General features: G+C 35.2%; 10 protein-coding genes and 1 pseudogene. 4 read left to right on the plus strand and 7 right to left on the minus strand.

Going from position 1 to position 16,436, the window contains the following annotated elements; genetic code table 11:
- Nucleotides 1–13: 13 nt before the first annotated feature.
- Both clpB and WKS98_RS04340 read right to left on the minus strand, forming a co-directional pair.
- Complete coding sequence (gene clpB / locus WKS98_RS04335; protein WP_498917206.1) at nucleotides 14–2,596, minus strand: ATP-dependent chaperone ClpB; 2,583 nt, start codon at nucleotides 2,594–2,596, stop codon at nucleotides 14–16.
- 15 nt (nucleotides 2,597–2,611) lie between these two features.
- Nucleotides 2,612–3,532 carry a DnaJ C-terminal domain-containing protein gene (locus tag WKS98_RS04340; protein WP_498917208.1) on the minus strand — a complete coding sequence of 307 codons (921 nt, stop codon included), beginning with the start codon at nucleotides 3,530–3,532 and terminating at the stop codon, nucleotides 2,612–2,614.
- A gap of 1,143 nt (nucleotides 3,533–4,675) precedes the next feature.
- Between WKS98_RS04340 and WKS98_RS04345 the strand changes: the two genes are divergently transcribed.
- Nucleotides 4,676–5,221, plus strand: coding sequence for a glutathione peroxidase (locus tag WKS98_RS04345; protein WP_498917210.1), 546 nt, complete (start codon nucleotides 4,676–4,678; stop codon nucleotides 5,219–5,221).
- Nucleotides 5,218–5,655: a MarR family winged helix-turn-helix transcriptional regulator gene (locus tag WKS98_RS04350; protein WP_498917212.1), complete on the plus strand. Its 438-nt coding sequence runs from the start codon at nucleotides 5,218–5,220 to the stop codon at nucleotides 5,653–5,655. Before WKS98_RS04345 ends, WKS98_RS04350 begins: the two co-directional genes overlap by 4 nt.
- A gap of 257 nt (nucleotides 5,656–5,912) precedes the next feature.
- On the opposite strand, the pseudogene WKS98_RS04355 reads toward WKS98_RS04350, so the two are convergent.
- From WKS98_RS04355 to uraA, 5 genes and pseudogenes are all read right to left on the minus strand, one after another.
- Nucleotides 5,913–6,092: pseudogene (locus WKS98_RS04355) on the minus strand (plasmid mobilization relaxosome protein MobC); the annotation flags it as partial.
- Between the two features lie 407 nt (nucleotides 6,093–6,499).
- Nucleotides 6,500–8,014 (minus strand): glutamine-hydrolyzing GMP synthase, encoded by a 1,515-nt coding sequence (guaA, locus tag WKS98_RS04360; protein WP_498917214.1) that lies wholly within the window; start codon nucleotides 8,012–8,014, stop codon nucleotides 6,500–6,502.
- Between the two features lie 13 nt (nucleotides 8,015–8,027).
- Complete coding sequence (locus WKS98_RS04365; protein ID WP_498917216.1) at nucleotides 8,028–12,935, minus strand: phosphoribosylformylglycinamidine synthase; 4,908 nt, start codon at nucleotides 12,933–12,935, stop codon at nucleotides 8,028–8,030.
- A 48-nt stretch (nucleotides 12,936–12,983) separates the two neighbouring features.
- On the minus strand, nucleotides 12,984–13,118 hold the full coding sequence (locus WKS98_RS04370; protein WP_498917218.1) for a hypothetical protein: 135 nt from the start codon (nucleotides 13,116–13,118) through the stop codon (nucleotides 12,984–12,986).
- 90 nt (nucleotides 13,119–13,208) lie between these two features.
- On the minus strand, nucleotides 13,209–14,468 hold the full coding sequence (gene uraA, locus WKS98_RS04375; protein WP_498917219.1) for a uracil permease: 1,260 nt from the start codon (nucleotides 14,466–14,468) through the stop codon (nucleotides 13,209–13,211).
- 154 nt (nucleotides 14,469–14,622) lie between these two features.
- Between uraA and WKS98_RS04380 the strand changes: the two genes are divergently transcribed.
- Nucleotides 14,623–15,801, plus strand: coding sequence for a DUF819 family protein (locus WKS98_RS04380; protein WP_498917221.1), 1,179 nt, complete (start codon nucleotides 14,623–14,625; stop codon nucleotides 15,799–15,801).
- 123 nt (nucleotides 15,802–15,924) lie between these two features.
- Nucleotides 15,925–16,365, plus strand: a complete 441-nt coding sequence (locus WKS98_RS04385; protein ID WP_498917223.1) for a Fur family transcriptional regulator — start codon at nucleotides 15,925–15,927, stop codon at nucleotides 16,363–16,365.
- Nucleotides 16,366–16,436 lie beyond the last annotated feature (71 nt).

Raw genomic sequence — 16,436 nt, forward strand, 5'->3', positions numbered from 1 at the left:
GCAGTTTCTATTTCTATTCTTTTTCTATTGCAAGTTCTCCATCTTTAACTGTTATCACAACCTTATCTTCATCGGACACTTCTCCTTTAAGAAGTTTTCTTCCAAGTTCTGTTTCCACATACTTTTGTAAGAACCTCTTAATTGGTCTTGCACCATAATGAACATCGTAGGCCCTTGACATTATAAGTTCCTTTGCAACCTTGTCAAGTTCCACAGTGATTTGTCTATCTGAAAGTCTATCTTCAATTTCTTTAATGTCTTTGTCTAAGATATTGTAGATTTCATTTTCTGTTAGTGGTTTAAACAATACGATATTGTCTACTCTGTTTAAGAACTCTGGTCTGAATGTAAACTTCATCTTATCCATTACTTCTTCCCTTGCTGCTTCAGATATTTCTCCATCTTGGTTAATTCCGTCAAGAAGATTTTCTGATCCAATATTTGAAGTCATTATTATAATGGTGTTTTTAAAGTCTACGGTTCTACCTTGATTGTCTGTTAATCTTCCGTCATCTAACACTTGAAGTAAGATATTAAACACATCTGGATGGGCCTTTTCAATTTCATCGAATAGCACCACTGAATATGGTTTTCTTCTTACTGCTTCTGTTAATTGTCCACCTTCTTCATAACCAACATATCCTGGAGGTGAACCTACAAGTCTTGATACGGAATGTTTTTCCATATACTCTGACATATCTATTCTAATCAAGTTCTTTTCATCATCGAACATGGCTTCTGTAAGTGCCTTAGCAAGTTCGGTTTTACCAACTCCTGTAGGTCCTAGGAATATAAATGAACCGATTGGCTTTTCAAATGAACCTATGCCAGATCTTGAACGGATTATGGCTTCTGTTACTGCTTCCACAGCTTCATCTTGGCCAATAACTCTCTTGTGAAGAACTTCATCCATGTTTAATATTCTATCTCTTTCAGACTCAACCAACTTATTTACTGGAATATGAGTCCAATTTGATACAACTTCTGCAATTTCTTCTTCAGTTACTTCTTCTTTTAATGAAGAGTCGCTGTTCTTTACATTTTCAGTTGCCTGTGCAAGTTTTGTTTCCAGTTCTGCTAGTGTGGAGTATCTAAGTTTTGAAAGTTTTTCAAAGTCGTAGTTTCTTTCCGCTTCTTCCATTTGGATACGAACTCTGTCAATTTCAGCCTTAAGCTCTTTAACTTCATCTATTTCAGACTTTTTATTTCTCCAGTCCTCATACTCTAAGTCATATTCATTCTTCAAGTCTTGAAGTTCCTTTTCCAAATCTTCAAGTCTCTTCTTGCTCAATGAATCGTCTTCTCTCTTTAATGCAGCCCTTTCAATTTCAAGTTGCAATACCTTTCTCTTCTTTTCATCTAGAGATGATGGCATGGAGTCGATTTCAGTTCTAACCATGGCAGAGGCTTCGTCCATTAAGTCGATTGCCTTGTCCGGTAAAAATCTATCGGTTATATATCTATTGGAAAGTGTTGCACATGCAATAACTGCATTATCAGAAATTCTAATACCATGGTGTATTTCGTACTTCTCTTTAATTCCCCTTAAGATTGAAATTGTATCTTCAACTGTAGGTTCAGTTACAAGTACCTTTTGGAATCTTCTTTCTAATGCGCCGTCTTTTTCAATATATTTTCTATATTCATCAAGGGTGGTTGCACCAATTGTATGGATTTCTCCCCTTGCAAGCATTGGCTTTAACATATTTGACGCATCCATGGCACCTTCAGATGCTCCAGCGCCAACTAGAGTGTGAAGCTCGTCAATGAATAAAATTATTTCACCATCGGACTCTTCAATCTCTTTCAAAACAGATTTAAGTCTTTCTTCAAATTGACCTCTATACTTTGCCCCAGCAACTAGTGAAGCCAAGTCCAGTGCAAAGATTGTCTTGTCCCTCAAAGTTTCAGGAACATCATTCTTAACAATTCTTTGAGCAAGCCCTTCAACAATAGCTGTCTTACCAACACCAGGTTCACCAATTAAAACTGGATTGTTCTTAGTTCTTCTTGAAAGAATTCTAACGCAGTTTCTTATCTCTTCGTCCCTACCAATAACAGGGTCTATCTTTCCCTTTCTCGCTTCTTCAGTTAAATCCCTTCCATATTTTTCCAAAGCATTCATAGAGCTTTCAGGGTCATCGGTTTCAACTCTGTTACCCTTTCTAATTTCAGCAAGAGCCTTTTCAAAACCCTTGGCAGTTATATTATATTTTTTCAAAATTTCAGGAAAAGTCATATTCTTTTCCTTTATTAAAGCAAGATAGATATGTTCAACAGAAATAAAACTGTCCTTCATTCTCTTTGCTTCATCTTCCGCAATCAAAATAATTCTTTGGAACAATTGAGATGGATAAATATTTGATGCACTGTCAACCTTAGGAAGTCTATCAAGCTCATAGCTTAAGTCCTTAAGGTAGCTTTCCATGTCAACTCCCATCTTTTCCAAAGTCTTATTAACTATACCTTCAACATCTGCAACCAGTGCATAATGAAGATGTAAATCAGAAATCTCAGGATTTTTATTCTTTAGTGCAATATTTTGAGCATCTTGCACTGCTTCCATTGATTTTTTAGTAAGTTTATTTAAATCCATAGTCTTACCTCCTTACTACATTTCTTTTAATTTTCTATATAATTCTTCTTGTTCTTCATTTAAAGTTTCAGGATTTACAATTTGAACTTCCAAATATAAATCCCCTTTATTTCCCTTCATATCCCTAAAGCCTTTGCCAGACAATTTTATTCTTTGTCCCGACTTAATACCCTTAGGCACATTTACCTTTATCTTCTTTTCCAAAGTGTCCACAACAACCTTGTGACCAAAATATGCATCCCATGGATACACATTAATCTTTTTAGTTATGTTAAGACCATCAAGTGTGTTTTCAGAATCAATAACATTTACCTTAATATAAATGTCGCCATCAAGACCAATCTTTTCACCCTTGGTCCTAATCTTCTTGCCCGGAAGAATTCCCTTAGGAATTTTTACATTTAGTGATTTATTTTCACCATTTACATTTAGTGCAAGAGTCTTCTCTGCACCTTCATAGGCTTCCTTTAGACTGATTGAAATTTCAGTGTCATATCTTTGTCGTTGCTTCCTTGAGCGGCCTGTGAAACCAGAAAAAATATCTCTTTTGTTCTTGCTAGAGCTCTTAGCTCCACCACCTAAACCGCCAAATATCATATTAAAGAAGTCAGAGAAACCTTCCCCACCACTAGTTGTGTAGGTGTATGATCCATTACCGAAATTTGAAAAATCAAATCCATAAGCAGATGGGTCGAAGTTTTGACCTCCAGTAAAATTATAACCAGAGCCAAAAGTATCATATTTTTTTCTCTTTTCCTTATCACCAAGCACCTCATAAGCTTCATTAATTTCCTTTAGCTTTTCAGATGCTGCCTCATCCCCTTGATTCAAATCAGGATGGTACTTCTTTGCCAGTTTTCTATACGCTTGTTTTATATCACTATCAGAAGCAGACTTTTCCACTCCCAATATCTTATAATAATCTTTATATTCCATAATGCCTCCTTGGACTTTGACTTTCTTTGACTATCATTAGTATATCATAGTTAAATACAATTATCAATAGAATTATAAAAAAATATTTCAATTTTTAAATAGTTTTTCGCTCGTCATGTAACAATCTCATAGCCCTTCATGGAAGTGCGACACCATCGCTATGTCATGCTAAGCTTCCTAATATGTTTAATACTTCTCTAACATCTAACTTCTCAAATCACACTTCTCTTCAGTTAAGAGACTTCTTTTCGTAACAATCAACGCAAAAGTGCAACGTATTTTTTTACGTTGCACTTTTGCATTGCACTTTAACGTATTTTTATTTTTGCATTAATTAACGATACAAAATCTAGAAAAGTCAACAGTGAGGCGTACGTTAAGTACGCTCATTAAAATTTTTATTCCCATTCTTCTTTTCCAAGCGTCCCACATATCCCAAACCATTCAAAATACTATATTCTATTTTTTAGAGTATCACTAAATCCACCTAATTATAGGACATTTTCAAGATTTTTAGTCCCGTCCCAGTCCCAGTACCGAATAATATGATTACTTTTATGGTAAAAACTATCTATTAAATTTTTAAAGAATCTTATCTTTCTTATGGAATCCTTAATTATATATTTTATACTAAGTTTATTTACAGGATATATTGGATTAAGCAACCTCTTTTTAATATCGGTAATTCTTGTATTTTTAGCAATCTGCATAAACTTAAATATCTGGTTGCTGTAACATTCTTAGTGGTTTTCACATCCTTAGTAAAGTTTTCCCTAGCTGTACAAAACATTCTACATTTTGCTAGACAAATATTCATAATGACCTATCTAAGTCTTGAAATGAATATTTTTAGGTATCTTGCTCTCCGGCATATCGGAGTGCTTAGTCTAATTTCTCTTGTAGAATCTTCATTATCTATTATATTAGCAACTAAATTATTAAGATATCAAAAATAAAAAAGCACATATAGTCTGAGAAGAGTAAAGAAAATTCAAAAGTAATTACAAAAAAACAAAATATATTTTGTCAAATATAATTGTGTAAAATATAAAAACGTGATATAATACAAGCAAGATGAAAAAATAGTCTAATTGTTTTTAATTAAGCAATTGATATTTAAATTAATTTTTAGGGAGGGTTAATATGACAGAAATTTATAATTATAGCGTTAAAAACCAAAAGGGTGAAGTTATTTCTTTAAATCAATTCAAAGGAAAAGTATTATTGATAGTAAACACAGCAACAGGTTGCGGGTTTACTCCTCAATATAAAGAATTAGAAGAAATATTTGAAAAATATCACGACCAAGGATTTGAAATAATAGATATCCCTTGTAATCAATTTGCAGGTCAAACACCTGGAACTGATGAAGAAATAACTAATTTTTGTACGCTAAATTATGATACAAAGTTCCCACAAATGACTAAATCCAATGTAAATGGTGATAATGCTTTACCATTATTTGAGTATTTAAAAAGCCAAAAAGGATTTTCTGGATTTGGAAAAGGACCAAAAGCATTGATGATGTCATTAATGTTAAAAAAGATTGATAAAGATTATAAAAATAATCCGGATATAAAATGGAATTTTACAAAGTTTTTAGTAGATCGTGATGGAAATGTAGTTTCTCGTTTTGAACCAACTGAAAGCATGCATGAAGTTGCAAAAGCAGTTGAATCATTATTATGATTGATAATCTTAAATTAGAAAATCAATTGTGTTTTCCACTATATGCAGCAAGCAGAAAAGTAATATCTGCATATACGCCGTTTCTTAAACCACTAGATTTGACATATACTCAATATTTAATTATGTTAGTTTTGTGGGAAAAAGATGGACAAACAATTGGAGATATATGTAGACTTCTTCACTTAGATAATGGAACAGTCACGCCTACAATCAAAAAAATGATAGATAAGGGCTTAATTAATAGAAAAAGAAAGGAGGATGATGATAGGGTAGTAGAAATATTTTTAACGACAAAAGGCAAGGAATTAAAAAAAAGAGCATATGAAATCCCGGATAAAGTTATTTGCAATTTGGGATTAAAAAATGTAAATGCAGAAGAACTTTATAATATCCTATATGAAATCATTAATTTTGAGCCTTCAAAAGAAAAGTGAATTATGTATAGGATTATGAGTAGAAAAATATATCAATTATAAGACATTATTTGGGTCTGTAAATAATTATGTGTATCAACCTTAATCCTCCTAAAAGTGTAAGGGTTGATACATTTTTTTATTTATCAATGTTTATCCATTCCTCTAGAATTGGAGTTTTACTTAATTTTACTTGGGCTTGATAAACTGTCAATTTTCCATGAAAATTTAGAGTTGATTTTATAGGATGTATTTTTGTAATTCCCATACTAATCACTTTAACTTTCTTTTGATTTATTAAGAAGTAGGGAATGGATTTGCCATATTTCTTTTGCCAATTTTTCTATTTTTTCTCGCATATAATCAATATCTTTCTTGTAAATAACACCAGTTGTATTAGTAGCTTTTGCAATCTGGTTTATATTATTTGTTACATTTGAAAGTAGCCATTGGAGATGTCAAAATAAATTAATCCTAGTAATATGTAGGCAAAAAGACCGCAGCTTTAAACTACGGTCTAATTTTTTGTCCTCATGTAAGCCACTTGGAACTATTATTCAATTTATTCTTTTTAATAAATATTCCCTATTCGGTCGTATCTTTTTGTTTCCCTAATTAAGATTTACAACAATCTGCGAGGAAAAATGTTATAAATAGACGAAGTGCAAAAAAGCCCACAGTGAGGCGTACAAAGAGTACACCGCATTAAAATTCCTATTCTTTATTCATCAACTTGAATTTCGCCAGAAAATTTGATGAGAAAGGCGCTAGTTGAAGAATTTTTTCAAGTGAGGCGTATAGATGATACGTCGCAACGAGAAAAGAATTCGAAACAAGCCTTTATCGCAAATTTAACGCGAAATTTTTATTCCCACTCGATTGTTGCAGGCGGCTTACTAGTAACATCATACACAATTCTATTTATATGATCCACTTCGTTTATTATTCTAACGGAGACTTTGTCTAACACTTCGTATGGTATTCTAACCCATTCTGCTGTCATAAAGTCTGTGGTGTGGACTGCTCTTAGTGCTAGTGTGTAGTCATAGGTTCTAAAGTCTCCCATTACTCCCACTGTTCTGTTTTCTGTAAGCACCGCAAAGTATTGTGATAGGTTTTCAACTTTGTTCTTTTCTAATTCTTGTCTAAAAATGTAGTCTGCATCTCTTAGTACTTCTAGTTTTTCTTCTGTAACTTCTCCTATTACTCTGATTCCAAGGCCTGGACCTGGGAATGGTTGTCTATTTACTAATACGTCTGAAAGTCCTAGTTCTCTTCCCAGCCTTCTAACTTCGTCTTTAAACAACATTCTAAGTGGTTCGATTAGGCCTGTAAAGTCTACTACGTCTGGTAGTCCTCCTACATTGTGATGGGATTTTATTACTGCTGCGTCCCCCACTCCCGACTCGATTATGTCAGGGTAAATTGTTCCCTGTGCTAGGAAGTCAACTTTGCCAATCTTTTTGGCTTCGTCTTCGAAGACTCTTATAAATTCTTCTCCGATTGCCTTTCTCTTTGCCTCTGGATCTCTCACACCTTTTAATTTTTCAAGGAATCTACCTTTGGCATTTACTCTTATGAAGTGCATACCTGAGTGTTTAAATGCATCTTCCACTTCGTCGCCTTCGTTTTTTCTCATAAGGCCATGGTCTACGAAGATACATGTTAATTGGTCGCCGATTGCCTTTGATAAAAGTGCAGCCACAACTGAAGAGTCCACTCCTCCTGATAAGGCTAGTAAAACTTTATTGTCTTTAACTTTTTCTCTTACATCTTCAATGGTTTTTTTTGCATAGTTTGCCATTGTCCAGTCTTGTTTTGCCTTGCAGATATTTACAAGGAAGTTTTCTATCATATTTATTCCATATTCACTGTGGTTTACTTCTGGATGGAATTGTAATGCATAAAGTTTTCTCTCTTCATCAGCCATTGCAGCAATTTCTGTGTTGTCTGTGCTTCCAATTATTTTAAACCTTTTTGGAAGTTTCACAACCTTGTCCACATGACTCATCCACACAATGCTTTCTTCTGGAATATCTTTAAAGATTTCATTGTCCTCTAGTTTAAATTCTGTCTTTCCAAATTCCCTTTGGCTTGACTCTTTAACTTCTCCACCAAGGCTATGGGCCATTAGTTGCATTCCATAGCAAAGTCCAAGGATTGGAATTCCCAGTTCAAACACTTCTTTTTCTAATTTTGGCGCACCTTCAGCGTAAACTGAGTTTGGGCCACCGGTGAAGATTACTCCCTCCGGTGACTTTGCTTTTATTTCTTCAAGGGCCTTTGTATATGGCACAACTTCGCAATATACATTTAAATCCCTAACTCTTCTAGCAATCAGTTGGTTGTATTGACCACCAAAGTCTATAACTAATATCATGTTAATCTCCTTCTTATATGCCCTTTGTAAAGTATTCTACGGCAGACTTAAATAGATTTTGTAATTCTATGTCGTAAATATTTTTGTAAATATCTGGTGTAAATCTTTCGCTATGGCCCATCTTGCCTATAACTTTTCCGTCCTTAGACATAATGGACTCGATAGAATAGTCGGCACCATTGTAGTTTTCAACGTATTGACTTACAACTTGTTCATTGTCTAAAAGTTCTTGTAACTTTTCTTCCCCTACTACAAATCTTCCTTCTCCATGTGAAATTGGAACTTTGTATGTCTTTTCTTCCACATTTGTTAGCCATGGTGAGTTTGTTGTAAGCATTTTAGTTTCCACAATGCATGCAACGTGACGTCTGCAGGTGTTAAATGTGATTGACGGGTCGTCTTCCTTTGTTTTTGTAACCTTGCCATATGGAAGTAGTCCTGTTTTTATTAATGCTTGGAATCCGTTACAAATACCTAGTACCAATCCGTCATTTCCTTTTAATAGATAGTCGATGGCATCTGAAACTTTTTCACTTCTCAAAACATTTGCAATAAACTTTCCTGATCCGTCTGGTTCGTCTCCCATGGAAAATCCTCCTGGAATTGCAAATATTTGTGAATTCTTAATTGACTCAGCAAGTTCATCAATGGATTTTTCAATGTCTTCTTTGTTTTGATTTCTAAATACTATTATTTTTCCATCTGCTCCATTTTCCTTAAATGCTTCTAAAGTGTCCCATTCACTATTTGTTCCAGGGAAGGATGCCACTGTTACAAATGGTTTTTCACAAGGCTTGTTTGATACAAGTCTTCTTTCAACCTTTTTGTTTTTAAGTTCTTTAACTTCTCCATCTGCCTTTGGTTTAAACACCTTGTCCAGTGTATGAAGATAATTTTCTTTAAGGGTTTCTTCTTCAAGTGTTTCTCCGTTGACCTTAATGCCTTCAGAAAACTCTCCAACATTTTCAATAAAGTCTCTGTCTTCAAGGTACTCAACGATAAATGTTCCATATCTTGGTGAGTAAAGGTCTTTTAGGTTTACGTAAAAGCCAGTGTTACCAACTGCATTTGCATAAATAAGTGGAAGTGTTCCCTTGTGGTTTACTGCAATTGCAGTGATTATATTTCCATCCACAATGTCTTTGTGAATTTTTTCCATATTGCCCTTAAGTTCGTTAAGGTCTAACATTCCATTTTCATCATATTCAATGTTTACAAGTCCAATACGACCTTTGCCCTTAAAGTCTTGTGATGTAATATTTTCCAAATCTCCAGTTGTAACTGCAAATGAGATTAGTGTTGGTGGTACACAAATATTTTCAAATGTACCACTCATAGAGTCCTTTCCACCAATTGGAGGTGCATTAAAGAACTTTGAAGGAATGAATGCACCAAGAAGTGACTTAAGTGGTTTTGACCAAGCCTGTTCATCTGTAAGTCTTTCATAGAACTCTTGGAATGTAAGTCTAATCTTATTTAGGTCTGCACCTGTTGCCACAAGCTTTGCAATAGATTCTATAACTGCATAATATCCTCCTAAGAACTGTGACTGTTCTGAAAGGTATGGGTTAAATCCATAGGACATAATTGATGCAGTCTTTGTCTTATATTCATCAGTGTATGGAATAAGTGAAACCATGGCCTGTGATTGATTGTACTGTTTCTTTCCACCATATGGATGAAGAACTGTACTTCTACCAACAGTTGCATCAAATAACTCCATCAAATTCTTTTGGCTTGTTATATTTAAATCCTTTAGATAGTTCTTTAAATTTTTAGGGTCATTATCACTACTCTTTAAAACCTCTGCTACATCTTCAGTCTTTACAGATACCTCTTGACTTCTGTCGGCGCCATTTGTATTTATAAAGTCATATGAAAGTTCACAGATAACTTCGTCTTCAAATAGCATAATCATGCGCTTTTTGTCATTTATCTCTGCAACCACTGTATGTTCAAGATTCTCTTCTTCGCAGTACTTTGCAAATTTATCCACATCTTCTTTTCTTATAACTACGGCCATTCTCTCCTGTGATTCTGAAATGGCAATTTCCATTGGTGTAAGTCCCTTGTACTTTAGTGGAACCCTGTCAAGGTGAATTGTTACGCCGTCTGCAATTTCTCCAATTGCAACACAAACTCCACCGGCACCAAAGTCGTTACACTTCTTTATTAATGTGGTTACTTCTTTATTTCTGAAAAGCCTTTGAATCTTTCTTTCCTCTGGGGCATTTCCCTTTTGTACTTGGGCAGACTCTGTTGTTATGGACTCTTCTGTATGGCTCTTTGATGAGCCAGTTGCTCCACCGATTCCATCTCTACCTGTTCTTCCACCAAGTAAAACTACAACGTCACCAACTACAGGCTCTTCTCTTATAACATTTTCTAAAGGTGCTGCTGCAATAACAGCTCCCGCTTCAAGTCTCTTTGCCATGTAGCCGTCGTGGTAAATTTCTTCAACAAAGCCTGATGGTAGACCAATTTGGTTTCCGTAGGATGAGTAACCAAGGGCTGCTTCTCTTACAATCTTAATTTGTGGAAGCTTTCCAGGTAATGTTTCTTCAATTGGTTTTGTTGGGTCTGCAGCTCCAGAAATTCTCATGGCTTGATAAACATATGATCTTCCTGAAAGTGGATCCCTTATGGCTCCACCAAGACAGGTGCTAGCTCCACCAAGAGGTTCTATTTCTGTAGGGTGATTGTGGGTTTCGTTTTTGAACATAAGAAGGTAGTCTATTAGTTCTTCTTTACCTTCCACATCAACCCTAACCTTTATCTTTACAGAACATGCATTTATTTCTGAACTTATTTCTAAGTCTTCAAGCTCGCCAGTTTCTCTAAAATATTTTCCAAGGATGGTACCAAGGTTCATTAGTGAAACTTCTTTTTTAACACCAAGTTCTGTTCTCATGTCAAGATACTCTTGGAAGGTGTCTTTAATTATTCTGTCCAGCGCAGTCTTTTCATCAAAGCCAACCTTTAAATATGTGTTAAAAGTAGTATGACGACAATGGTCAGACCAATATGTGTCAAGCACTCTGATTTCAGTTATATTTGGATCTCTATCTTCAGATTTGAAATAGTCTTGAATACACTTTAAGTCATCAAGACTCATTGCCAAGTTCTCTTCATCTAAAAACTTTTTAAGTCCCGTTTCATCAAGGTCTATAAAGCCTTCAAACACAGGATTATCTCTATTTATTTTGTTTTCACTTGCAAGGGTTGTAGGTATGCCCAGTAGTGGAACAACCTCTGAGTCCACTGGGTTTACTAAAAACTCCTCTATCTTCTTAAGTTCACCTTCGTTAATTCCTTCGAAGCTATATACCTTTGAAGTGGTCGCATTTATTTCCTTGCCCAGTACTAAGTAGGCAGTGTCTATAAGAGCCTGTCTTCTTTGGTCAAATTGTCCTGGAAGATATGAAACTGCAATGGCACTTTTCATTTCACTTTGTAATTTAAGTGCATCTTCTCCAGTGTAGATATGGTCTACAACTTTTTCAGAAAGAATACTGTCTTTGATTTTTTCTAAATCACTGTCTTCTATTTCTAAATCATAACGGCTATAAACTTCAACATTTTTTGCGTCAATTCCTAGTGCATTTTTAATTTCGTCCTTTAGTTCCTTTGCAGCATAATTAAATCTGTCCTTCTTAGACACATAAACCCTTTTTACCTTTGGCCCAATATCATTTCTATAGTGCATATCTTTAAAACTCACTTTCTTTGCGTCTTCATAAGCTTGCCTTTGAACTTCGTCAAAGCATTTGCCCGTAGCAATAATATTTAGTACTCTTCCACCGGATGTGTAGAGCTTTCCATCTTCTTCCTTAGTTCCCGCATGACATATTTTTGATTTTATGCCGTCTTCAAGTTCTATTTCCAAACCCTTGTCGTAACTTCCAGGGTAACCTCCCGAAGTCATTACAAGACAAATTGCCTTGTTGTCATTTTTTTGTAGAGTGACTTTTTGTAGCTCTCCCTTTGAAGTGCTTTGAAGTAACTGAAGTAAGTCATTGTCTATAAGAGGAAGGATTACTTGGGTTTCTGGGTCACCAAATCTTGCATTAAATTCAAGAACATATATGCCTTCTTGATTTATCATAAGGCCAATGAACAGTGCCCCCCTATAGTCTATGCCCTCACTTTGAAGGCCATGTAAAATCTTTTCTAAAATTTCATCTTCAATCTTTGGCATAAAGCTTTCCGCTTCTAAGTTTGGAGCATAGGTTCCCATGCCTCCAGTATTTGGTCCCTTTTCGTTTTCAAACACCTTTTTATGATCCCTTGAAGTTGGAAATAGCACCATGTTCTTCGAGTCTGTCAAGGTGATTAAACTCATTTCAAAGCCTTCAATAAACTCTTCAACTACAATTTTCTTTTCGTCAAAGATGCCATCTTCTAAAACATCTTTAATAAACTGGTCTGATTCCTTGGCATCTGTAACGATTTTAACGCCCTTACCCGCCGCAAGTCCATCTGCTTTTAATACAGATTTGCCATTTTTTTCAATTAACTCCCTTGAAAACTCGCTGGCTTTTTTTACGTCGGTGGTCTCAAGGTAATCAGCAGTCTTAATATCGTACTTAACTAAAAATTCCTTCGTAAATGCCTTTGACTTTTCAAACATTGCACCTGCTGCCCTTGGTCCAAATATTGAAAGCCCTTCCTTTTCAAATAGGTCAACTATCCCTTCACAAAGCGGCGCTTCTGGCCCAACCACTGTGTAGTCAATGTTTTCTTTCTTTGCAAACTCAAGTAGCCCGTGGATATCTTCAGCTGCTACTGCAATATTTTCTCCAAGCTGTTTAGTTCCACCATTTCCCGGAGCAAAATATAGCTTTCTATTTTTATCAGCCTGTAATATCTTATCTCCTATGGCAAACTCTCTGCCGCCACTGCCCACAATAAGTATCTTCAACATGTCCTCCCCATTAATAAAATAGAGAACCCAAAAGGATTCTCTCTCTTATACAAATGAGCATAGTAATCCCCTACAATCATTTGCATTTATTTCTATTCCATTTTTTGGCGGAACAATATGTAATGAAAAGTTTTTAAAAGTATTAAGCTTAATATGTTTTGTCTTTTTAAAGTTTTTCATAGTTGTCCCCCTTTACCCATCTTATTATATCAAAGATTTTTAAAAGAATAAATGAATTAGAAAAGGAAAGCTAAGAAGCTTTCCTCAAATCTATTCGTTCATTAGTCCTAGTCTGTCAAATATATAGAATATTAAACTTAATAATACTGCCACAAGTGATGAAAGAACCATTCCTGAAAGTTGAACTCCTCCAAGATTTAACTTTACACCTGAAAGTCCTGTTACAAATATTACAGATGTTAAAATTAAGTTCTTTGACTTAGAGTAGTCTACTCTGTCATCAACAAGTAGTCTGATTCCTGATGAACCAATCATTCCGTAAAGTAAGAAGGTTACTCCACCAATAACGTCTCCAGGAATTGTTGAAATAAGCGCAGAAAGTGGTCCAATAAATGCCATCAAAATGGAAATTACCGCTGCACCTGCAATTACATACACAGAATAAACTCCTGTTACTGCCATTACACCGATGTTTTCTCCATAGGTTGTAGTAGGAACCCCACCAATTAGTCCTGATAGAGCTGTGGAGAAGTTGTCTGCAAAAATGGATCTGTGAAGACCAGGGTCTTTTAATAAATCTTGTCCAATAATATTTGATGTAACAACTTGGTGTGAAATATGTTCCGAAGCTATTACAAGTATTACTGGAAGCATTGTAAGAATTGCCCTACTATCAAATGCCGGAGCTCTAAAAGCTGGAAGTGTAAACAACTTTGCTTCAAGTACCGGTGTAAAGTCCACCATGTCGAAGGCAAAAGCAGTTATATATCCTACGATAATTGCAATTAGAATTGGTATAGTTGCAAAGAACTTTCTAAAGCAAACTGAACCGATAATGGCTATACCAAGGGTTACTAGAAAAACAGTAATATGTTGTGGTGATACATTTTCAGTCATAATCTCTGCACCAATCTTACCACCATTAACCGTACTTCCTGCAAGTTCAAAACCAATTAGCGCTACTACAGAACCCATGGCCGCCGGTGGAAGAACTATTCCAATCCAGTCCGTTCCAAATTTATAAATAATGTAGGCCAGTATACAACCTAAAAGTCCGATGGCTATAAAGCCCCCTTGTGCATACTCTGGTCCAAGTTGGGAAATTACGATTCCTGCCGGGCCTAAAAAGGCAAATGATGATCCTAAGTAGGCAGGAGCTTTTCCTTTAGTTATCAAAATAAATAATAGCGTTCCGATACCATTCATAAGTAAAACTATGGATGGGTCAAACTTAAGTACAATTGGAACAAGCACTGACGCACCGAACATTGCAAATGTGTGTTGCAAGCTAAGTGGGAAGAGCATTGATCCTGGAACTTTTTCGTTTACAGAATAAATTTTCTTAGACATAATACCTCCTTATAATCTCTGTTTATTATACTACAATCCAAAATTTTTTCCAGTAATTTATTTTTATTTTTCCAAAAAATTTAAAAAAATTTTTACTAATCAATCGTTTTTGTTATATAATAAAAGTACAATCAAATAAAAAGGAGATGATTTGATGATTACAGACGGACTTCAGTTTATTGCACTTTTGATGTTTGCGTCCGGAATAGTAATTTGGCTTGAAAAGAAACATGGTGATAACGGTTTCTTCAAATACGTTCCAGCCCTAGTTGTTATTTATTTCGGATCAATGCTTATGTCCACATTTAAAGTATGGGACATGTCATCAGAAAGTGTTTCAACTGCAAGAAACGTAATTAAGGATGCAATACTTCCTGCAATGATATTTTTAATGCTTTTAAGAGCAGACCTTAGGGATATTGCAAAACTAGGACCAAGGATGATTATTTCATTCTTCACTGCAAGTATAACCATTATGATTGGATTTGTAGTAGGTTTTATGATTTTCAAAGGCAAACTTGCAGACAATGCAAACATGACCCTTGGTGCCCTAGCAGGTAGTTGGGTTGGAGGAACACAAAACATGGTGGCGGTGCAACAGGCAATTGGCCTTGAAGGCTCCGGCATGGGTTACACCCTTCTTATCGACTCAATCGACTACTCTATTTGGATAATGTTCTTACTATTCTTAGTTCCATTCCAAGACAAGTTCAACAAGTGGACTAAGGCAGACACATCCAAGATAGACAGCATCAACGAACATTTGACTTTAAAGTTCTCAAAAATCAGTAAGGAAATCACTTTCCAAGATATGTTCTTCTTGTTAAGTATCTCCCTTGCAGTTACAGCAGTGACAAATGTATTTGGAGCAAAGATGGTTGAACTTCCTGGCCTTGCATTTATGGGACAAACAGGTTGGGCAATTATCTTAACAACAGTACTTGGTGTAATTTTCGCAATGACACCACTTGCTAAAATACCTGGCTCACCAGAACTATCAAATGTAATGCTTTACATGCTAATAGGTTTAATCGCAGCAACAGCAAACTTTAAAGAACTTACAGAAGCACCTGCATATATACTTACAGGTTTCGTAGTTCTAATAGTTCACGGTCTATTGATGACACTAATCAGCAAACTATTCAAGCTAGATCTATTCACCTGTGGTGTTGCATCCCTTGCAAACATAGGTGGAGTTGCATCAGCCCCTGTACTTGCAGCGGCATACTCACAATCCCTAGTTCCAGTAGCAGTACTAATGGCTCTAATAGGAGTTATCTGTGGAACCTTCTTTGGAATAGGACTATCACAACTATTAGCTCTATTAGCTTAAAAATTTCCGCTATAAGGTTTAACCTTGTAGCGGTTTTTTTATTTATAAAAAATTGCAAAATTTGTGACTATTTTCATTAATAATGTTATAATTAAACTATCTTTACAGAAAGGAGCGAAAACAATGCAAAATAATAACTTGTTTAAAGAAATAAAGACAAGATTAATAGATTCAGGCATTAGGCCAACATATCAAAGAATTAAAATTTTAGAATACTTAGATGAACATAGAACACATCCAACGGCAGATGACATCTATACATCACTAGCTCCTAGCATACCAACACTATCCAAGACCACTGTGTATAACACTCTGGCAACCTTTAAAGAGTCAGGACTAGTTAACGAACTTAGAATTAATGGAATGGAAACAAGATTCGATATTATTTTAAAACCCCATGGTCACTTTACCTGTGTGGAATGTGGAGAGCTTTTTGACTTTGACTACAATATAGAATCATTTAATACAAAAGATTTAAACGACTACAGAATTTTGAACAAGAGTTTTATTGTAGAAGGCATCTGTCCAAATTGTTTAAAATCAAAGCAAAAAAACAATAACTAAACAAATTTTAAAAGGATACCTCGGTATTCCTTTTTTATTTAAGACCAAAGGCCACTTACATTTACAATATG

This window comes from Lagierella sp. ICN-221743, from assembly GCF_037890055.1.
Classification (GTDB): Bacteria; Bacillota; Clostridia; order Tissierellales; family Peptoniphilaceae; genus Mediannikoviicoccus.